The 21,802-nt window shown below is 39.0% G+C and carries 15 protein-coding genes; 11 read left to right on the forward strand and 4 right to left on the reverse strand.

The annotated features are described in order from the left end of the window. Positions 1–91 precede the first annotated feature (91 nt). Positions 92–766 carry a hypothetical protein gene (locus MKX52_RS02975; protein WP_088004270.1) on the reverse strand — a complete coding sequence of 225 codons (675 nt, stop codon included), beginning with the start codon at positions 764–766 and terminating at the stop codon, positions 92–94. A 210-nt stretch (positions 767–976) separates the two neighbouring features. On the opposite strand from MKX52_RS02975, the gene MKX52_RS02980 reads away from it, so the two are divergent. Together MKX52_RS02980 and MKX52_RS02985 are read left to right on the forward strand one after the other, a co-directional pair. After that, the gene (locus MKX52_RS02980; protein WP_003213878.1) at positions 977–1,345 is read left to right on the forward strand and encodes an RlpA-like double-psi beta-barrel domain-containing protein; all 369 of its coding nucleotides are present in this window, start codon (positions 977–979) and stop codon (positions 1,343–1,345) included. 73 nt (positions 1,346–1,418) lie between these two features. Next, positions 1,419–2,468 carry a hypothetical protein gene (locus MKX52_RS02985; RefSeq protein WP_342491443.1) on the forward strand — a complete coding sequence of 350 codons (1,050 nt, stop codon included), beginning with the start codon at positions 1,419–1,421 and terminating at the stop codon, positions 2,466–2,468. 215 nt (positions 2,469–2,683) lie between these two features. On the opposite strand, the gene MKX52_RS02990 is transcribed toward MKX52_RS02985, so the two are convergent. The 3 genes from MKX52_RS02990 to gabP form a co-directional block, all read right to left on the reverse strand. After that, the gene (locus MKX52_RS02990) at positions 2,684–3,058 is read right to left on the reverse strand and encodes a carboxymuconolactone decarboxylase family protein (protein ID WP_012009086.1); all 375 of its coding nucleotides are present in this window, start codon (positions 3,056–3,058) and stop codon (positions 2,684–2,686) included. 282 nt (positions 3,059–3,340) lie between these two features. Further along, positions 3,341–4,870 carry a multicopper oxidase domain-containing protein gene (locus MKX52_RS02995; RefSeq protein WP_217016757.1) on the reverse strand — a complete coding sequence of 510 codons (1,530 nt, stop codon included), beginning with the start codon at positions 4,868–4,870 and terminating at the stop codon, positions 3,341–3,343. A 98-nt stretch (positions 4,871–4,968) separates the two neighbouring features. Then, positions 4,969–6,357 carry a GABA permease gene (gene gabP, locus MKX52_RS03000; protein ID WP_216888668.1) on the reverse strand — a complete coding sequence of 463 codons (1,389 nt, stop codon included), beginning with the start codon at positions 6,355–6,357 and terminating at the stop codon, positions 4,969–4,971. Between the two features lie 482 nt (positions 6,358–6,839). On the opposite strand from gabP, the gene MKX52_RS03005 reads away from it, so the two are divergent. From MKX52_RS03005 to MKX52_RS03045, 9 genes are all read left to right on the forward strand, one after another. Then, positions 6,840–7,739: a cation diffusion facilitator family transporter gene (locus MKX52_RS03005; protein ID WP_342491444.1), complete on the forward strand. Its 900-nt coding sequence runs from the start codon at positions 6,840–6,842 to the stop codon at positions 7,737–7,739. 100 nt (positions 7,740–7,839) lie between these two features. Further along, the gene (locus MKX52_RS03010; protein ID WP_119124491.1) at positions 7,840–8,802 is read left to right on the forward strand and encodes a MoxR family ATPase; all 963 of its coding nucleotides are present in this window, start codon (positions 7,840–7,842) and stop codon (positions 8,800–8,802) included. A gap of 101 nt (positions 8,803–8,903) precedes the next feature. After that, complete coding sequence (locus tag MKX52_RS03015; RefSeq protein ID WP_342491445.1) at positions 8,904–9,989, forward strand: DUF58 domain-containing protein; 1,086 nt, start codon at positions 8,904–8,906, stop codon at positions 9,987–9,989. 9 nt (positions 9,990–9,998) lie between these two features. Beyond that, entirely contained in the window at positions 9,999–12,203 is a 2,205-nt protein-coding gene (locus MKX52_RS03020; RefSeq protein ID WP_342491446.1) for a transglutaminaseTgpA domain-containing protein, read from the forward strand. A 186-nt stretch (positions 12,204–12,389) separates the two neighbouring features. Further along, positions 12,390–13,931 (forward strand): glutamine-hydrolyzing GMP synthase, encoded by a 1,542-nt coding sequence (guaA, locus tag MKX52_RS03025; RefSeq protein ID WP_342491447.1) that lies wholly within the window; start codon positions 12,390–12,392, stop codon positions 13,929–13,931. A 421-nt stretch (positions 13,932–14,352) separates the two neighbouring features. After that, positions 14,353–15,897 carry a type I restriction-modification system subunit M gene (locus MKX52_RS03030; RefSeq protein ID WP_342491448.1) on the forward strand — a complete coding sequence of 515 codons (1,545 nt, stop codon included), beginning with the start codon at positions 14,353–14,355 and terminating at the stop codon, positions 15,895–15,897. Continuing rightward, positions 15,894–17,129 (forward strand): restriction endonuclease subunit S, encoded by a 1,236-nt coding sequence (locus MKX52_RS03035; RefSeq protein ID WP_342491449.1) that lies wholly within the window; start codon positions 15,894–15,896, stop codon positions 17,127–17,129. Before MKX52_RS03030 ends, MKX52_RS03035 begins: the two co-directional genes overlap by 4 nt. Before the next feature lies 1 nt (position 17,130). Further along, positions 17,131–18,327: an AAA family ATPase gene (locus MKX52_RS03040; RefSeq protein WP_342491450.1), complete on the forward strand. Its 1,197-nt coding sequence runs from the start codon at positions 17,131–17,133 to the stop codon at positions 18,325–18,327. A gap of 41 nt (positions 18,328–18,368) precedes the next feature. Beyond that, positions 18,369–21,467: a type I restriction endonuclease subunit R gene (locus MKX52_RS03045; protein ID WP_342491451.1), complete on the forward strand. Its 3,099-nt coding sequence runs from the start codon at positions 18,369–18,371 to the stop codon at positions 21,465–21,467. Positions 21,468–21,802 lie beyond the last annotated feature (335 nt).

A 21,802-nucleotide genomic window follows, 5' to 3' on the forward strand; every position in this document is an offset into this window, starting at 1 on the left:
TTATGTTACCACGAATCCTTGATTTGATTAAAAGAGAAGTGTTGATAAGCTGTGAACAATAAAAAGCACCCTCTATCGGGCGCTTTTTTTCTTATTGTGCTGAAAGGCTTGTACTTAATGGAACAGAAGAAATGACAGTGAATTTTGGAGCCGCAGCACCAGACTCTAAATTCTTACGTAAAAGCGATGATTTGATGGATCCATCCCAATTTTTATAGACACTACCTGAAGTATTCGCACGAAGCTGTACATTTGAGAAGCTTGCTTGTGAGTAGCTGTTTGTTCCATTATCTTGTACGCCATGTACCATTTTGACGACATCGAGGTTTTTCAAACGGCTAGGCTTATAAATAGGCTGTTTATAGCGCAATGTCCCATTGACGTATAGTGACACTGTGCCATCACCATTATTGATGAGCTTTAAATTGACACGTGCGCCATCTTTAATGCTCTTATCGTATTTACTGTTCCAGTATTGACTGCCGCCTTGCGAGCCGCTACCTAGAAAGACCTTATAGCCAGAAGGCGTTTTTGAAATACCACTTTCTATAACGGCAGAGCCGAGACCGAGATACCAGTCCGCATAGCCATTTTTAATGGTAGCTGTTTTCGGCAAGACAATATCAGCCGAGATACCCGACCATTTGGCCTCATCCGTTTGTGTCACAATCGCGCCGTGACGAGGGCTAGCTGCAGATGCGGGGATACTTGATAGCATCAAAACGAAGGTCAAACTTACACTCAAAACAATAAACCATTTTTTCATGAAAATTCCTCCTTAAAGTTGATTCACTTTCATTATATAAAATGAAAGATGGTGGTCTACTTACAATGTTCTGGCTCCTTTTGGAAGTATTTATGAAAAAAATCGGTCAAAAAGTGGTCAACTTGTATTCGAATTGTAATGTGTCTGTAAAATAACTGGGTGCATCTTCATGTATAATGAATGCAGAAACCAAATACGGAGGATTTTTTAATGAATAAAAAGCTTATCGCGACAATCGTAACAGTAGCTAGTTTATTTTTGGCGTTTAGTTTCTCACATGGAGCAAGTGCAAAAAAAGTAAGCGGCAATATTACTTGGTATAATGGTGTCGGTAAAAAAGGCGCAGATGGAAAAAAACTCGGTCATTGGGATGCTGCAACTAAAATGGGATTTGACGTACCGAAAAAAGGTACAAAACTAAGAGTGACAACAAAAGCGAAACCACATAAAGTGATTACAGTATATAAATATGATGTAGGTAGAATGCCAAACGCTGTATTAGATGTCAGCCCAAAAGCATTCAAAGCACTAGGGTATAAAACAAGTAAAGGTGTCGTAAAAGGGCATTACACTTATTAATACATAGGCATGCAAAGAAGCGGGAAAAGTTCATTTTCTGGCTTCTTTTCTTGTAGAGAGGGTCTGAAAGGCAATGAAAAAATCAACATGGTGGATCATCACAGTCATCGGAGTCGCAGTGATTGCGGCCGTCATTTTCTTTTTAATGAAGCCGGGGCAAGAGGCGAAGCATGCGGGAAAAGTGAAAACAAATCAGGATGCAAAAGACGAATTACTCGTTTCATTTACAGATCAGCAGTTAAACAATACGTATTATCTGCATGATCGGGCGCTCCATACAGAGAAACTGACCGCCTATCCTTCGATTGCTTATGATTCTACGAAACAGCTTTTATATTACACGTACACGGATGAAGACACGCAAAAAGTGAGTATTCGAGAACTGAATATAAAAAAAGATGAAGAAAAAACGCTTTTTACGAGTCATGATTCCATCGACAGTATGAGGCTGTCTGGAGACGGGAAACAGTTATATCTTAGATATAATAAGGATTCCGGGGAACAATTTTATGTCGCTATGTTTGATGTCAACACACGCAAAGTGAAGGTATTGTATCCAGAGAAAAGTAAGGATGCCACGGTAAGTTCTTTTGCTTATGATCCGGCGTCAAATCATCTGGCAATCCAGCATTATTCCTTAAAAGAAGATTACAAGAAAACCGATGAAGCGAATGAAAAGGGAAGAGACCCTGAACCAACGACCATGAAGATCACCCTTCAGACAGGCGCGAAGGGAAAGCAAATTGCACGCATCTCACAAACGATCAATGATATTTCATTTTCACCAGATCATAAGACATTGATTTATACAGAAGTGAAGGTGCGAAAAGAAAAAGAAGTATCCACTATAAAAATGCTTGATGTAGAAACGGGAAAAACGACGACACTCGTTAAGAATAGTAAGGATGTGCATATTTTAAGTGCCGCACAGCCGCAATTTTCTACGGATGGATCTTCTGTTTATTTCTTAGGTGTTGCTAAAAACGCAAAAGAATTAAAGGATGACACCGGTCGAAAAGCAAAGGTAAGAACAATATTTGAATACAATATTAAGAAGAAAACAGTGGATGCCGCTTGGGAGAAAGATGGCGGGATTGTTAATAATTTCACTGTCAATCGGTAAAAGGTACGTTCAGTTATTGATATAACTGGACGTTTTTTTATTTTACCGTTTGACATGGTGCATAAATTGAGGAATTTATGTAAGGAAAATCAGTTTTTAAGGTGGAATATGTGTGGTATTTTCATATTTTGCTTATGTGACAGAGGAAAAGAAAGAGAGTAATATGAGTGGACATAAAAAAACGAGAGGACAGAAAGCTTCTCGTTTTCACTGAATTATTTGGTGTTATGGTCTAATAAGTTTTGAAAAATAAACAGGGCATTAATGGAGTGCGGGAATCCAGCAACTTTTGTACAGTGCTTAATAATCTCCATGATCTCTATGACAGATAGTCCGATATGTAATGCTTGTTCAAAATGAGTCTTTAATTCTTCATCACTATCGCCTTTTGTAATGAGGGCAGATAATGTGATGATGGCCTTTTGTTTTTCATCTAAAATGAAGTGGTTGAATTCTTTTTGTTCACCGAGTTCAATTGTTAGCTGTTCAATATTTGACCGAATGCTCTCGTTTTTCTGAATTGAAAGCTCCTCTATGTTACCTGCCGTTGTTTCTTGTGTGATCTGGCAAGTCTCTTTTTCTTCATTCAAATTGAACTCCTCCGTTTTTTATCGCAATTTTCCATTTGTTCGTTCATTGTGGCAAATGTGCCTTATGTTAGATGCAATAGGTATATAGTAGTATTATCGGTTTGCTGCGTCAATTTTTTAAGTGTTGAATGTACAAATAAATGTCATTTTAAGTCATGCATTGTTATATTTTAGAATGATTCAATGAAAAGGAAGGAAAGGGCTAATATATCGCTGTCTGTTAGCCCTTTGACATGATTTACTCAATACATATCTTTGTCACTGGGGATCGGTTTCATGTGACTAAATAATATCCATCGGCCTCATCATGTCATAATCCTCGTGCTCTAATATATGACAATGCCACACGTACCTGCCGCTGTATGGAACAAAGCGAGCAATGATTCGAATGACTTCACCGGCATGCGCTTGAATGGTGTCCTTGTAGCCTTGTTCATGTAAAGGAGGGGCTTCGTTCGGTCCTGTATACACAATGTCCCCTGTCGATTGATAGACCTCTGTATCAAATGGTCTTCTGTCTATCACCCTAAATTGAACAAGATGTAAATGAATGGGATGTGTGCCCCTTGTTGGATTGACGATGGACCAAACCTCTACACTGCCAAGCCGAGGATTTTCCGTGACAGGGTCATTCCAAAAATGGTTATCAAGCAATAAAATAGGGCGGCCATATTTATCTTGTGTACCGGTAAGAGTGAGCGTACGCTCTTGATCAGCTCGACTAGGGCGAAGTGGTGGAAGCGGTTTGAATATAGGCCGTAAAGTTTTAGGTGCTCTCCCTTTTAGTGGACGTGTGACTTTAAATTGCATGATGTTGGCATCTGTTTCAGGATTTACTTCCTGTCCGCAGCCAGCTTTATTTTTAAGGGTGATCGTTTTGTTTTCGTAAGCTGAAAAATCAATGATGACATCAAATCGTTCAGCAGGAGCAATGCTAAAGGATTGATGGTGAACAGGTCTTGGTAAAAAACCGCCATCAGATCCAATTTGTAAAATCGTCGCATCGTTGTCTAGATGCAGCTCGTAAGTTCTTGTATTAGACGCATTTAAAATACGAAAACGGTATTTTCGTGGTTCTACTTCTAAATATGGCCATACTTTTCCATTGACCAAAATGGTTTCTCCGCAAAAGAAGGGCACGATAGACGGATCTGGTAGATCACTGTCTTCTGGCGTGTTGTTCGGTCTGCTTGGATAAAACAGCGCGCCATCCTCTTGAAACGTACGGTCCATGATCATTAGCGGAATATCATACTCATCCTTCGGTAATTCTAGCGATTTTTCAAACGCATCTGAGATCAAATAAAATCCAGCTAATCCGGCGTACACATTTAATCGTGTCAATGCCATCGCATGATCGTGATACCACAATGTGCAGGCTTGCTGATGATTTGGGTATTCGTACACCTCCCGTTCAAAGAAGGGGCCGGTTGCTTCAAAGTCTCGTGAAAACCAAGCCTCTGGATAGCCGTCACTGCTTGCTGGTGTGACGCCGCCATGTAAATGAACGACGGTCTTGACTTCTGGTTCATCATGATGGCCTTCGTGAATCGTGTGATCGACCGGTAGAAAATGTTTAAGTGGCAATTTGTTCATCCATTTCACTTTGACTTTTTCATTTCGATTCGCATGAATGGTTGGACCAGGCAAACTGCCATTATAGGTCCATAGCTTGGTTGGGGGCAGGTCTCTATGAACTTTTAGAAATACCTCCTCCATAGCGATTTCATAATACGTTTGTCGTGGGTTCTTTTTGACGGGCTCCGCAACTTCTGGAATTGGCAGCTCGTCAACAAATTTTTCTAGGTTCATGTTGTCTAATCCTCACTTAAAAATTCAATTTGATACAGTATAAGTGCGGACATGAAAATAGGTGAATAAAATAAAAAACCCGCTTTTCAGCGGGAGCATTACGGATGTTTATTTTCAAGCGTTGCATTTGCAGGAACTTTTTTATTTGGTTTAAAGATGAAATAAGCGGCAAGCACACTGAAGGTAATGATACTCGTCAAAATAAGCTGCGGTCTCATTGATTCGATAAACAGCATCGATATCAAGATGGCGCATATGACCAAAATGGTAAAATACGTGAGATATGGGAACAGCCACATTTTGATTTTGAGCTGTTCTGGATTTTCTTTTTCGATTTTACGACGCATTCTTAATTGTGACACAGCAATGACCAAGTAGACAAGAAGGGCAATCGCACCGGATGCATTGACTAAGAACAAAAAGATGGTTTCAGGATAAAAGTAGTTCATCATGACGGCAATGTAAGAAAAGAAGGTGCCAGCGACTGTAGCGGCTACAGGAACGCCACGTTTGCTGATTTTCATAAAGCGTTTCGGTGCTTCGCCTCTTTCTGCCAATGAATAAAGCATTCTGGAGGTTGTGTATAATCCGGAGTTTAAGCAAGATAGAACGGCTGTTAAAACAATGACGTTCATGACTTGAGCTGCTGATGGGACGCCGATGTATTCTAATACTGCAACGAACGGACTTGTTAAAATACTCGCTGAATTCCACGGAAGCAAGGTCACAACGACAGCGATAGAACCGACATAAAACACGATGATACGCCATACAACAGAGCGGGTAGCTGTTGTCACAGACTTGACCGGGTCTGCTGATTCTCCGGCCGCTATTGCCACAATCTCGGTTCCCATGAAGGAAAAGATGACGACGACAATTCCGAGTAAAACAGAGCTGAATCCATTTGGAAGGAAACCGCCGTTCCCTGTTAAATTGGCAAGACCTACAGTATGATGACCACCAAAACCAAAGATAAATGCAAAACCGATGAGTAGGAATAGAATGATGCTGACGACTTTGATTAATGAGAACCAATATTCAAATTCGCCAAAAGATTTAACAGAAAAGATATTTGTTAATGTTAAGAGGATAGTGAGGATAAGACTTGTGAGCCAAACAGGTGCATCTCCATACCAATACTGAATAATGGCAGCACCGGCAATGGCTTCGATGGCGATGACAATCACCCAGAAGAACCAATAAAGCCAACCAATTGTAAAACCGGCCCATGGACCGATGGCATCGCTCGCATATTGTGAGAAGGAACCGCTTGTCGGATAGGCACATGCCATTTCTCCAAGCATTCTCATAATAAAGATTACGAGAAGTCCGGCAAAAGAATATGAAAGAATGGATCCAGGCCCTGCAGAATGAATGACAGCGCCGCTACCAACAAATAGCCCTGCGCCAATAACTCCGGCAATGGAGATCATGGAAATATGTCTTGTTTTAAGATTTTTTTGAAGACCGTTTGTCATGTTGGACATGTCTTTACCTCCAAACATTTCTCTTGATAGAGAATTTGTTTTTAGAATATTTTAAATTTTATCATACTGAATTGTCATTCAGCATTGGACAGGTTATCAAACTGACATTTCAAACCTCTTAACATGATGTTAAAAAGTATAAAGGATTTGAGAGATTATGTTCCCTCTTTTTCCTCTGTTCATTCTTAAAAATAGCATAAGATCGGATGAAGAGAAGTTGTGTCTTAAAATAAAATTATTCTGAAATTTTACTAGTAAGAGTGATTTTTCCCAAATGTACCTTACAGAGTGAATGAGGAAAAGGTTGATAGGAGTAGGTCTTGAGGTCAATTGACCTTGTAAAAATAAGTTTACTTAGGTCAACACATTTCTATGTATCCTATTTTGCTGACACAAGCGAATCATGTTGCTGTAGACCCACACGGGCTTTGCTTTGTAAGATAAATAATAGAAAAGTGATGTGTGAGGAGGCGCGGTTCGACATGGAGCGCTATAACGAATTAAGACAAGGTGAAACAGGTGCTTGGGTTAGCATCATTGCCTATGTGATCTTATCTGCGGTGAAACTTCTGATTGGGTATACGTTTCATTCAGAGGCGCTTTCGGCAGATGGATTGAATAATACGACGGATATTATTGCATCTCTTGCAGTGTTGATTGGACTTCGTATTTCTCAAAAGCCGCCTGATGAAGATCATCCATACGGTCATTTTAGAGCAGAGAACATTGCGTCTCTTGTGGCGTCCTTTATTATGATGCTTGTTGGACTTCAGGTTTTGCTGAGTGCAGGCCAGTCGCTCTTCTCATCAGAGCATCAAACGCCTGATATGATCGCAGCTTGGACGGCAGCAGGAAGTGCTGTGTTGATGTATGGTGTGTATATTTACAACCGTAATCTGTCCAAACGGATCAATAGCCAGGCTCTTCATGCAGCAGCAGCTGATAATAAATCAGATGCGTATGTGAGTATCGGAACATTTGTAGGGATTATCGCCTCTCAATTTCAGCTGGCATGGATTGATACACTTGCAGCGTTTGTTATTGGACTCATTATTTGTAAAACGGCGTGGGAGATTTTCAGAGATGCTTCTCATTCGTTAACGGATGGTTTTCATATAAAAGATATGTCCAAATATAAAGAGACCATTGAAGCAACACCTGGTGTGGGCGATTTGAAAGATATTAAGGCACGCTATCTCGGAAGTACGGTCCATGTGGATGTAGTAGTGGAGGTCGAGCCGCACTTGAACATTGCAGAAAGCCATGATATTGCAGATGAGATTGAACGTAGAATGAAGAAGGAACATGATATTTTACATTCTCATGTTCATATGGAGCCAGCAGGAGAGCCAAAAGAAGAGAAGAAGTCTTTTCCATCGTGAGAAGGCTTCTTTTTTCTACGTGTTGATGTTTTATGCAATTGCGCGTTGTATGGTAAAGTTAGACTATATGAAATTACGGAAACGTGATAGGAGGATCAGGATGGCATTTGATGAACCAATGCATTCAGATTTACAAAAAATCGTAGATAACATCAATAAAGTCATGGTTGGGAAGAAAGACATTGCGATATTAAGCCTTGTTGCGATTTTGGCGAAGGGGCATGTGCTACTAGAGGATGTGCCTGGTGTTGGGAAGACGATGATGGTTCGTGCTTTGGCAAAATCGATTGGCTGTGAGTTTAAGCGAATTCAATTCACTCCTGACCTTTTGCCATCTGATGTAACAGGTGTGTCGATTTATAATAAAAAGACAAATGAATTTGAATTTAGGCAAGGACCCATTATGGGACAGATCATTTTGGCTGATGAGATCAACCGTACCTCTCCAAAAACACAGTCTGCATTGCTCGAGGCGATGGAGGAAGGCAGTGTGACAGTGGACGGAGAAACAATGTTGCTTGCTGATCCTTTTTTCGTCATGGCTACGCAGAATCCAGTGGAGTATGAAGGGACTTATCCGTTACCTGAAGCGCAAATGGATCGTTTTTTATTCAAGCTCCAAATGGGGTACCCGACCATGCTAGAAGAGCTGGAGGTACTCAACTTGCAGGAAAAGCAGTCCCCGATTGATACGCTCCAAGCAGTGATGACAAAGGATCATATCCATGCGCTGCAGCAAGCGGTTCAGACCATTCATGTGGATGTATCCATTAAAGAATATATTGTGGAAATTGCACAGGCGACGCGTCAGCATCCATCTGTCTATCTAGGTGTGAGTCCAAGGGGATCGATCGCCCTTATGAAAGCGGCTCAGGCGTATGCACTGTTGAACAGGCGAGATTATGTGATTCCTGATGATGTACAGTATTTGGCGTCTTATACATTACCGCATCGAATGATTTTGACATCAGAAGCGACGTATGAAGGGAAGAAGGCGGAGACACTGCTGCGACAAATGCTTGAACAAATTGGCGTGCCAGTTCAAAAGTCGATGACTCAATGAAATTAGGTCATCGTTTCGCTTTTTCATTATGGTTACGGGTGATGATGCTCATTATTCTCACTGCGGCAGTTTTTTGTTATGCCATGTTTCAGGGAGGGTTTGTGAGTTGGTTCCTTTTTTATGCATTTTTACCATATGCGTTGTATGCTTTGCTGTTTGCGCTCGTTCCGCTGAGAGTGACAGCGAAAAGGACTATACAACAAACCCGCTTGAAGGCAGGAGACGTGCTGTCCGTTGACCTTGAAATCAAGCGGACAAATCCATTTCCATACGTTTACGTCTTGATTGAGGATGATCCTCCAGACACCTTTCATTTAAAGGAACAAATTGAAATGAAGCAAATGCTGTTTCCTTGGTTTCGGAAAACGTGGCGTTTTTCCTATCAATTGAATGATGTCATGCGCGGGGAACATCATTTGTCAGCGGTTCGAATCAAAACGGGGGATATGTTTGGTTTTGTGGAGAAAGAAGTCATCATCCCGTTAGAAAAAAAGCTGCTTGTTTATCCGAAAATGCTCGATCTTCAGGTTGAGTCTGCTGAGTCATTGAATGAAAATGGAGGCAAAGCGGTTCACTCTTGGTTAAATGAACCGACCCATGTGACAACAGGTGTAAGGGAATACCAGCAAGGAGACCGTTTTGCCTGGGTGGACTGGAAGACGACAGCTAGAAGAGGCCAGCTGATGACGAAGGAATTTGAACAGAATCAAACAAAGGATCTTGTCGTTTTTGCTGATTTTACAGATGAAGCGGCATTTGAGACCGTCGTTTCTATTACAGCTTCAGTTCTCCAATCGGCAGTGAAAAAAGGAGTTCCGACAGGCCTTGTCCCACTTGGTGATCAACATGTCTTTCGAGTGGATCAAGGAGAGTCTCATTTGCAGGACATGCTTTATTTTTTAACAAGGGTGCAGCACCATCCTTCTCGCGCACTTGAATATAAAGCGTTCGTAGCGAGTGAGTACCAATACGCTGGAAAATATGTCGTTACGGGTCATCTACATGAAGAGCTTGCTGAGAGCCTCTTTGGAAATCGAAATAGAAAGAACATCACTGTTCTTTTAGTGAAGAGAGCCGTGGATCGATACACGGCAAAAGAAAAACAGCTTGTAGACCGGCTGAAGGCATCGGGAATACGCACGACCGTTTTATTTGAAGACCGGCTGCACGAAAGAACTGTGAGGTGACAAACTTTTATGCTGCATACGCATCAGCGGCAAAGCCGTTTTGAGTTGTTCATCTATTATGCTGTAGCATTTCTGCTGCTTTGGGAGTGGCTTCGACCGCTTCAAGATTTTACAGAGACGAGTCATACGTCTTATTTCATCATTTTTATAGGGCTTACCTGTTTGTTTACATTCTTTCGTTTGAAGTGGTATGTGACGTTTCCTATTTGTACCGGCCTGATTTTGCTCGCCTTATATTTGATCTTTTATCAAGCAGAGCCAAGCTATCCGGCTGCATTATTTGCTGATATTAAAGATAATATCACCTTGATGAGCACAGGCATGTGGAGTGACATGTATCCCTCCTTCCGCACATTATTGTTTTATATTTTGCTATGGCTGCTTGTCTACTTGCTTCATTATTGGGTGGTCTATCAGCAGCGTATCTTTTTCTTTTTACTCATGACGATTGTATATGTCACGATTCTGGATACGTTTACGCCATATGATGCAACCTTTGCAATCGTTCGTATTATGGTGTTTGGTTTTTGTTTGCTTGGGTTGCTTTATTTCGATCGACTGCGTTCGGCTGAAGGCATTCGGGTATCACAGAAGGCGCGTCTAAAGTGGTTTTTGCCCATGATGGCGCTTGTTCTTCTGTCAGCAACACTCGGCGCTTCTTTACCAAAGTCTGATCCGAAGTGGCCTGATCCTGTCCCGTTTTTTAAGGCGGTGACGAATCAAGATGGCTCTGCGGGACAGAATAAGGTGGGATATAGTACAGATGATTCATCGCTTGGCGGACCGTTTAGTGAGGACCAAACACCGGTCTTTAAATGGAGCGGAAAGGAGCCGTCCTACTTTCGTGTCGAAACAAAAAGTATTTACACAGGAAAGGGCTGGGAGGATGCTTCAAATGATACGAAGCCTACTCGGCTAAAAGGCGCCGAAGTGCCAAATAGATGGTTTACCAATCGTGTGAAAACAGAGGAACATGAAACAAGAATTGATATAGAATCGGATTATCGATTTAATCATGCTGTGTATCCTATTGGAACGATCATGCTGATGCCAATGGATAACATTCCGCTGCAAATCATGGGCAAAACGGAGAAAATTGTCCCGTCTATGCAAAACCCACCTAAAAATTTAGGGAACTATCAAGTCAGTTTCTTATCTCCTACATTTATCCTGGAGGATTTGCAGAAAATCAAAGTACCGACAAAGAAGCAGGTCAATCAGGAGGTTGGTCGTGAATATTTGCAGCTTCCTTCCTCATTGCCAGAACGAGTGAAAACATTGGCAAACAGCTTAACGGAAACGAAGGATAATATGTACGACAAGGCTAAAGCGATTGAGGATTACTTAGGGTCTGCGAAATTTTCATATGAAACACAAAATGTCGCTGTGCCAAGTCGTCAAGAAGATTATGTGGATCAATTTTTGTTTGATACGATGATCGGCTACTGTGATAATTTTTCAACCTCGATGATTGTGCTGCTTCGTTCGATTGGGATTCCGGCGAGATGGGTGAAAGGCTACACGTCAGGTCAATTATATGAAACACAGATGGATGGAAACAATGTGTACGAAGTGACCAATAACAATGCGCATTCATGGGTAGAAGTGTATTTCCCAAACAGAGGCTGGGTGACCTTCGAACCGACAAAAGGTTTTACGAACCCAGAGACCTTTACAAATGAATCTGCTTCAAGTGATCAAACTGATGATGATCAAAAGGAAGAAGATCAGCCTAGCTCTGATGCAAGCGAAGATCAGCGAGCAGAACAGCCACAGCAGAAAGAGACAGCGCAGCCGGCTGAACCAAAGAAACAAACAGCGGAAGCGAAGCCTAATATGGTGCATGTTGGATCAATCTTAGGTTTTGCGGCAGGAGCTATGATACTTCTAGGCTTAATAAGCTGGATGCTTTATCGATTCAGAGCAAGATGGCTGCCATTCTTTATTGTAAGAAAGGCGAAACGTCTGCCAGAGGAGGAAGTATTCTTCTATGCGTATGCTGCGCTATTAAAGCAGCTGAAGCGCAGGGGAATTGAGAAAAAGCCTGGCATGACGCTAAGAGAATTTGCTTCTTTGATCGATGACAAAGATGGAGATCATCTGATGACAGAGCTGACGCGACTCTATGAGCGGGCACTCTATCGACGAGAGGATGCGTCGATGCTTTGGGGGCAATCGGCAAAGTTATGGGAAAATTTAATAAACAGGAGATAGTCTTGACCCCGTACCTTCCTGTTGTTAGAATAGGTGAATATTAAAACCTTCTAAAATACATGAAATTGAAGCGTTCGGATGTGAGTCTGGGCGCTTCAAAAGCGTGATTCACACTGAGAGCAGGTTTTCTCCTCTCATTTTTTCTGTGCGTTTATAAAAAACTATATTGGACATAGAGGTGACACCATGACAAATTTAGTAAATGAAATGATTTTGGTTCTAGATTTCGGCAGTCAGTACAATCAGTTGATCACACGCCGTATTCGTGAATTTGGTGTGTACAGTGAGCTTCATCCGCACACTTTAACTGCTGAAGAAATTAAAGAAATGGCGCCTAAAGGAATCATCCTTTCTGGCGGACCAAACAGTGTTTATGATGAAGGATCTTTCCGCTGTGATGAAAAGATTTTTGATCTAGACATTCCGGTTCTAGGCATTTGCTACGGCATGCAGCTCATGACCCACTATTTAGGCGGGAAAGTAGAAGCGGCAAGCCAGCGTGAATACGGAAAAGCAGATATCCACATTAATGGAACGCCTGCTTTATTTAAAGACCTTCCGACTGATCAAGTTGTTTGGATGAGCCATGGTGACCTCGTTGTTGAAGTACCAGAAGGTTTTACAGTTGATGCAACAAGTGTACATTGTCCAAACTCAGCGATGAGCTTAGCTGAGAAGAATTTCTATGGCGTTCAGTTCCACCCAGAGGTTCGTCACTCTGAGTACGGAAATGACCTATTGAAAAACTTTGTCTTCGGCGTGTGTGATTGCGATGGCAAATGGTCAATGGAGAACTTCATTGAAATCGAAATGCAGAAAATCCGTGAAACAGTAGGAGACAAACAAGTACTGTGCGCACTAAGCGGCGGTGTGGATTCATCTGTTGTGGCGGTATTGATCCACAAAGCCATCGGTGATCAGCTGACATGTATTTTCGTTGACCACGGTCTTCTTCGCAAAGGCGAAGCAGAAGGGGTTATGAAGACATTTAGCGAAGGTTTCAACATGAACGTGATTAAAGTAGATGCAAAAGATCGTTTCTTAAACAAGCTAAAAGGTGTGTCTGATCCTGAGCAAAAACGTAAAATCATCGGTAACGAATTCATCTATGTATTCGATGATGAATCGGACAAGCTAAAAGGAATTGACTACTTAGCACAGGGAACACTTTACACAGATATCATTGAGAGCGGAACAGCAACGGCACAAACAATCAAATCTCACCACAACGTAGGTGGTCTTCCAGAAGACATGCAGTTCGAATTGATTGAGCCTTTGAACACGTTATTCAAGGATGAAGTCCGTGCCCTAGGTTCAGAGCTTGGTATTCCTGACGACATCGTGTGGAGACAGCCATTCCCAGGTCCAGGACTAGGTATCCGTGTACTAGGTGAAATTTCTGAAGAGAAACTAGAAATCGTCCGCGAATCGGATGCAATTCTACGCGAAGAAATTGCCAACTTCGGCCTTGAGCGCGACATCTGGCAATACTTCACGGTTCTCCCAGACATCCGCAGCGTAGGTGTCATGGGTGACGCAAGAACATATGACTACACAATCGGTATCCGTGCTGTTACTTCGATTGATGGGATGACGAGTGACTGGGCAAGAATCCCTTGGGACGTTCTTGAAAAGATCTCGACTCGTATCGTCAATGAAGTGAAGCATGTGAACCGCGTGGTGTATGATATTACGAGTAAGCCGCCTGCTACGATTGAGTGGGAGTAGTAAGCGACACTCTATACACCGAAAAACGCTGATTTTATGCCGTTTAGGTAAAACTCATATGACTTTCTGAGACCAAGTTTCTTTTGAATTGTCTCCAAGATTGTCGCCAAAAACTCTCGCCGAATGATTGTCGGTGGGAGTTTTTATTTAGGCTTTAGCCGGGTGATTCTGATTACGGTCATCACGGTGGCAGGGTTTATAATGTGGAGGTACAATCTTGTCATTAGAATATTTTGAGAAACATAATAAAAAAGATATACAGATAATCCACACATGCCTGTAAATGTTATACTAGAAGAGAAAATAAGAACATTGTATTGTTGTTTGAATATGGTAAGAAACTAAAAGGTGGAAGAATCTTCAAACTTATCTAGAATAACTTTATAATCAATGTATCAGAAGAAAATTTGGGGGTATACAAATGTCTTATGCACAACGTGCCGAATTACAATCTCAAATTTGGAAAATAGCCAATGATGTCCGTGGCTCTGTAGACGGATGGGATTTTAAACAATATGTTTTAGGAACACTGTTTTATCGCTTCATTAGCGAAAACTTTTCTAGTTATATTGAAGCTGGAGATGAAAGCGTCAATTATGCAGAACTTCCAGATGATATTATAACGAAAGAAATCAAAGAGGATGCCATTAAAACAAAGGGGTATTTCATATATCCAAGTCAGCTGTTTGTTAATCTTGCGAAAACTGCTAACACAAATGAAAGTTTGAATACAGATTTAGCAGCTATATTTGCTGCTATTGAAAGTTCAGCATATGGTTATCCATCTGAACTAGATATTAAAGGATTATTCGCTGATTTCGACACAACTAGTAATCGACTAGGGTATACTGTGAAGGACAAAAACAGTCGTTTAGCTGCTGTCATTAAAGGTGTTGCAGGGCTTAATTTTGGTAAATTTGAAGATAATCAAATTGACCTTTTTGGTGATGCCTATGAGTTTTTAATCTCTAATTATGCTGCCAATGCAGGAAAATCTGGAGGAGAATTCTTCACACCTCAGCATGTATCAAAGCTTATTGCTCAATTAGCAATACACAAGCAAACAACCATTAATAAGATTTATGACCCTGCAGCCGGTTCAGGGTCACTTTTATTACAAGCAAAAAAACAATTTGATGCTCATATTATCGAAGATGGTTTTTATGGACAGGAGATTAACTTTACAACTTATAACCTTGCTCGTATGAATATGTTTTTACACAATATAAACTACGATAAGTTTAATATTGCTTTAGGAAATACGCTTGGAGATCCTCACTTTGGTGACGAGAAGCCATTTGATGCCATTGTATCAAATCCGCCTTATTCCGTAAAATGGATTGGTAGTGATGACCCAACGCTTATTAATGATGAAAGATTTGCCCCTGCAGGCGTATTAGCACCAAAATCTAAAGCCGATTTTGCCTTTGTACTTCACGCACTTAGTTACCTTTCAAGTAAAGGTCGTGCTGCTATCGTTTGTTTCCCAGGTATTTTTTACCGTGGTGGTGCAGAACAAAAAATTAGAAAGTATCTGATTGATAATAACTTTGTTGAAACGGTTATTTCATTAGCACCTAACCTCTTTTACGGGACTTCAATAGCAGTTAATATCTTGGTACTTTCTAAGCATAAAACCGATAATAAAACTCAATTTATTGATGCAAGTGGAGTAGATTTCTATAAAAAAGAAACGAATAATAACATACTTACAGATGAACATATAGAGAAAATAATGAAAATGTTTGACAGTAAAGAAGATATTGATTATGTTGCAAACTCTGCTGATTATGAGGCAATCGTTCAAAATGATTACAATCTTTCAGTAAGTTCATACGTGAAAGCGAAAAATGCAAAGGAAGTCATTGATATTAATGAGCTGAATGCCGAGATAAAAACGACTGTAGCAAAGATAGACAAACTTCGTGCTGAAATTGATGACATTATTGAGGTGATTGAATCATGATTAAGCCGAATTATATAGAGAAACTACTTGATGAGGTTGAGGTTGAGTGGAAAGCCTTAGGGGAAGTTACATTACCAACTTCCAATATTAAGTGGAGAGAGACAAAGGATACTTATCGGTATATTGATTTAACTTCAGTTAGTCGCGAAACAAACAAAATAATTAAAACAACTGAAATATCCGCCGAAGATGCACCAAGCAGAGCCAAAAAGTTAGTAATCAAAAATGATGTTATTTTTGCAACAACTCGTCCTACCCAGCAACGAGTTTGTTTGATTACTGAAGAATTTTCCGGAGGAGTTGCTAGTACTGGTTATTGTATTTTAAGAGCCAAAACAAATGAAGTTTTACCTAAATGGATTTATCATTATATTTTTTCATCTGATTTTAAAAGGTATTTAGAAGAGAATCAAAGTGGATCAGCATATCCAGCAATTTCTGATGCTAAGGTCAAAGAGTTTAAAATCCCAATCCCATCTCTTAAAGTGCAAGAAGAAATCATTCGTATTTTAGACTCCTTCTCAGACCATACAGCAGAGCTTACAGCAGAGCTTACAGTAGAGCTTACAGCTCGTAAAAAGCAATATGAGTATTATCGTGAAAAGTTGTTTACTTTTGAAGAGGGTGAAGTTGAATGGAAATCTTTGGGGGATGTTGCTATTTTTCGTCGTGGCTCATTCCCTCAACCTTATGGTAAAGGTGAGTGGTACGACGGTGACGGTGCAATGCCTTTTGTTCAAGTAGTCGATGTTGGGGAAGATATGCGACTTGTACAAAACACAAAAAACAAAATCTCGAAATTAGCACAACCTAAAAGTGTGTTTGTAAAAGAAGGCACTGTCATTGTAACTTTACAAGGAAGTATAGGTAGAGTTGCTATTACACAATATGATTGCTATGTTGATAGAACTCTTGCTATTTTTGAGAGTTTTCTTGTCAATATCAACAAAAAATATTTTGCATATCAACTACAAGCCAAATTTGCGATTGAAAAAGATAAAGCTCGTGGCAGTACGATAAAAACTATTACAAAAGAAGAATTTACAAAGTTTCTAATCCCAATCCCACCTCTTACGGAACAAGAGCGTATAGTATCTATTTTAGATAAATTAGACGCATTAACCATTTCGATCACCGAGGGTTTACCTCGTGAAATAGAATTGCGTGAAAAACAATACGAATATTATCGTAATATGCTTCTTAGTTTTCCAAAAGAGGAGGTAGAGGATTAATATGGGAACTTCATTAACTGAAATTGCACAAACGCTGAAAGACGCCAAACATAAAACTAAAGCTAAAGATGCGAGTGAATCTGATGTAAAAGTTCAGTTGGTTTATGCTTTTAATGGGACGGGGAAAACTAGGCTTTCACGAGAATTCAAATCGTTATTATCAACGGATTTAGATGGGGATACGGAGGTAGAGTTATCGGAAGTAGTGGGTAAAAATTATCTTTATTATAATGCTTTTACGGAAGATTTGTTTTATTGGGATAATGACTTAGAAAATGATACTGAACTAAAACTTAAAATTCATCCTAATACTTTTACAAACTGGATTTTAGAAAAGCAAGGACAAGACAGGAATATTATTTCTAACTTTCAACACTATACCGATGAAAAATTAACTCCACATTTTAATGAAGAATATTCTATTAAAGATAAGAATGGGAATAATGTAACAGTAGGGGCTTTTACAGAAATAACCTTTTCATATGAACGTGGTAATGATGAGATTTCAGATAGCATTAAAATTTCAAAAGGTGAAGAGAGTAACTTTGTATGGTGTGTTTTTAATTCTCTACTTGAACAAGTTATTGATGTATTAAATGTAGCTGAACCAAGTGATAGAGAAACAGATCAATTTAATCAGTTGGAATATGTATTTATAGATGACCCAGTAAGTTCATTGGATGACAATCGTTTGATTGAATTAGCGGTAAATTTGGCAAAATTAATTAAGCGAAGTCAGTCAGAACTTAAGTTTATTATAACCACACATAATCCCTTATTTTATAATGTGTTACATAATGAGTTTAGGAAAGATAAATTCAAAAAATATTTTCTTAAAAAAAAGGGAGATGGGGAACATGAATTAGTTTCCCAAAGGAATGATTCACCTTTTTCCTATCATCTTTTCTTAAAAAATGAAATAGAGAGAGCTATTGAAACAGATCAATTAAAAAAGTATCATTTTAATTACCTTAGGAATATTTTGGAGAAAACATCGACATTTTTGGGTTATGACAACTGGGGAGAACTTTTATTTGAAATTACAGAGGGAAACCCTGAACCTTATATTACAAGAATCATTAATATTTCGAGTCATTCTAAGCATTCAGGAGATGAAATAGCTGAATTATTAGATGATGATAAACGTGTTTTGAATTATTTACTAAAGGGACTTAAGGAAAAATATCATTTTAAATAAGATGAAAGATATAAAATTGAAGTAGAGGAGGCGGAAATTTAATGAGCGATCTCAAAACCATTGCAGAATCAAATCACTATATAGTTTTAGATAAGTATACCAAGATAGCAGAACAAGGGGTTGGCTATCAAACGGAAGCTAATTTAGAACGAGAGCTAATTCAAGATTTAGTTAATCAAGGCTATGAGCATCTACCAAGTTTAAACACTCGCGAAAAAATATTTGCTAATGTTCGTGTGCAACTGCAAAACCTCAACAATGTTCGGTTTTCAGAAGAGGAATGGATTCGATTTTGTGAGCAGTTTTTAGATAAACCCGGTGATAACCACATTGATAAAACCCGTAAAATTCATAATGATTATATTTATGACTTTGTCTTTGATGATGGGCATATTCAGAATATTTACCTAGTAGACAAGAACAATATGTCCAACAATAAAGTGCAGGTCATTTCGCAATTTGAGCAAAAAGGAACGAAAGCCAATCGATATGATGTGACCATCCTGGTCAATGGATTACCTTTAGTACAAGTGGAGCTTAAAAAGCGTGGGATTGCTATTCGTGAAGCCTTTTATCAGGTTCATCGATATAGTAAAGAGAGTTTTAACTCTGAAAAATCTCTGTTTAAATATGTACAGATTTTCGTGATTTCTAATGGGACAGACAGCCGTTATTTTGCGAATACGACGAAACGTGATAAGAACAGTTTTGATTTTACGATGAATTGGGCAAAAGCGGATAATATCCTGATTAAAGATCTAAAAGATTTCACAGCTACATTTTTTCAGAAAGATACTTTATTGAATGTACTACTGAAATATTCCGTTTTTGATGTGAGTGATAACTTGTTGATTATGCGTCCTTATCAAATTGCCGCTGCAGAGAGAATCTTATGGAAAATTAAGAGTACGTACCAAGCCAAAAAATGGAGTACCACTGAAAGCGGGGGGTATATTTGGCATACAACAGGTTCGGGGAAAACGCTTACGAGTTTTAAAGCTGCTCGATTGGCTACTGAACTGGATTTTATAGATAAAGTATTTTTTGTTGTCGATCGGAAAGACCTGGACTTTCAGACGATGAAAGAGTATCAGCGTTTTTCCCCTGACAGTGTTAATGGTTCAGAAAGTACCGCAGGATTAAAACGTAACATTGAAAAAGATGATAATAAGATTATTGTGACGACGATTCAAAAACTGAATAATCTCATTAAAAGCGAAGCGGAACTCTCTATATATAATAAGCAAGTGGTATTTATTTTTGATGAAGCTCATCGTTCACAATTTGGAGAAGCTCAAAAGAATATCAAGAAAAAGTTTAAAAAGTTCTATCAGTTTGGATTTACAGGGACACCTATTTTTCCTGAAAATGCTTTGGGTTCTGAAACGACTGCTTCTGTTTTTGGTCGAGAATTACACTCTTATGTCATTACAGATGCCATTAGAGATGAAAAAGTTTTAAAGTTCAAAGTAGATTATAACGATGTACGACCAAAGTTCAAATCAATTGAAACAGAACAGGATGAGAAGAAGCTATCAGCAGCAGAAAATAAAGAAGCTTTGCTGCATCCTGAACGGATTAAAGAAATTTCCCAATACATTCTTTCTAATTTTAGAGTAAAAACCCATCGTTTAAACGCGAATGGAAAAGGATTTAACGCCATGTTTGCTGTGAGTAGTGTTGACGCAGCCAAACTCTACTATGAATCACTAAATAACTTACAACAGGGAAGCAGTAACCCCCTTAAGATTGCGACAATTTTCTCCTTTGCAGCGAATGAGGAGCAAAATGCTATAGGTGAAATTCTTGACGAAACTTTTGAACCTACAGCTATGGATAGTAGTGCAAAAGAGTTTTTAAGTTTAGCCATTAAAGACTATAATGCCATGTTTAAAACCAATTATGGCGTTGAAAGTAAGGAATTTCAAAATTATTATAGGGACCTTGCTAAACGGGTAAAAAACAAAGAGATTGATTTATTGATTGTTGTAGGAATGTTTTTAACAGGTTTTGATGCACCTACATTAAATACTTTATTTGTTGATAAAAATCTTCGGTATCATGGTTTAATGCAAGCTTTTTCAAGAACAAATCGTATTTATGATTCCACCAAAACCTTTGGTAATATTGTTACTTTTAGAGATTTAGAACAAGCAAGCATAGACGCCATTACTCTTTTTGGGGATAAAAACACTAAAAATGTGGTGCTGGAAAAAAGCTATAAAGAGTATATGGAAGGATTCTCAGATGTGGCAACGGGTGAAGCCCGTCGTGGTTATGTAGACGTAGTCAAAGAGCTACAAGAGCGTTTTCCTAATGTTGAAGATATTGCTACGGAGAAGGATAAAAAGGATTTTGCGAAACTGTTTGGTGAATATTTGCGCATTGAAAATATCCTACAGAACTATGATGAATTTACAAGTTTTAAAGCTCTACAAACACTAGATGTGAGTGATCCTAAAGCTCTTGAAGATTTTAAATCGACTCATTATGTAACAGATGAAGATATAGCGGCTATGCAAGAGATTCAAGTACCAGAAGAAAGAACGATTCAAGATTATCGCTCTTCATATAATGACATTCGTGATTGGCTTCGCCGTGAAAAAACTGGAAAAGAAAAAGATAATTCCTCTATTGATTGGGATGATGTTGTCTTTGAAGTAGATCTTTTGAAATCTCAAGAGATCAATTTAGATTACATTCTTGAACTTATTTTTGAACATAACAAAAAAGTAAAAGATAAAGCATCCTTGGTTGAAGAAGTTCGTCGCATCATTCGTTCTAGCGTAGGAAACCGTGCAAAAGAAAGCTTAGTCGTTGATTTTATCAACCAAGCTGATTTAGATAGTATTCAAGATAAAGCAAGTATTATCGATGCCTTTTTCTCATTTGCTCAAACTGAGCAAAGACGTGAGGCTGAAGAGTTGATTCATACTGAAAAATTGAATGAAGAGGCTGCAAAAAGATATATTTTAACCTCATTAAAAAGAGAATATGCCAGTGAAAATGGAACTGAGCTTAATGATGTTCTTCCAAAAATGAGTCCTCTTAATCCTCAGTATTTAACAAAAAAACAGAGCGTTTTTCAGAAAATATCTACCTTTGTCGATAAATTTAAGGGAGTAGGTGGAAGGATTTAATAAATCTAAAATAACGGTTAAACACAAGAATATTTTAGTATCATTCTAAAGGGGCGAAATTGCATTGGTGGTGGTGTAGAATTATTTTAGTCTACATCATCACCTTTTTATTTTCCGTTTAAATTGTATTTGTTAATCACCTTAAGCTCTATCGTTTGCACTCTTTTTAATACTTTAATGTATGACAAGGGTGATTCCACCAACAATTTCAGCGTATGTTCAACTAACAACCATAGCTCACTTTTCATTTCTTTAGCTATCAAAGTCCCGAATTTTTTATAATCTGAAATAATTATATTGTGAGCCCTTAATCCCAAGGAATCTTGGTGTCGCCA

Origin of the sequence: Bacillus sp. FSL R5-0422 (assembly GCF_038610765.1) — a bacterium.
Taxonomy (GTDB): domain Bacteria; phylum Bacillota; class Bacilli; order Bacillales; family Bacillaceae; genus Bacillus; species Bacillus pumilus_O.